The sequence below is a fragment of the Exiguobacterium sp. s183 genome (assembly GCF_018617655.1).
Taxonomy (GTDB): domain Bacteria; phylum Bacillota; class Bacilli; order Exiguobacteriales; family Exiguobacteriaceae; genus Exiguobacterium; species Exiguobacterium aestuarii_A.
Genome location: NZ_JACSKN010000022.1, coordinates 1 through 238, shown reverse-complemented (window position 1 = coordinate 238; position 238 = coordinate 1). Strand labels below are relative to the sequence as shown.

The following is a 238-nucleotide window of genomic DNA, read 5'->3' as shown; positions in this document are numbered from 1 at the left end:
ATCCCCCAACTACTTTCGGCGCTGAGACGCTTAACTTCCGTGTTCGGCATGGGAACGGGTGTGGCCGTCTCGCTATCGCCACCAGACAAATATTATATTAACATTATCTTAACATAATGTCAACATGTTTTTTAAGAGATCATTCTCTCAAAACTGAGGATTCATCAACACAAACCGTTAGACTAGATCAAAGCCTCGACCGATTAGTATCATTCAGCTCCACGTGTCACCACGCTTC

The 238-nt window shown here is 44.1% G+C and carries 1 rRNA gene; it reads right to left on the bottom strand.

The window, feature by feature from the left end:
* Positions 1-86, bottom strand: a 5S ribosomal RNA gene (rrf, locus tag KNP62_RS15525); the annotation flags it as partial.
* Positions 87-238 lie beyond the last annotated feature (152 nt).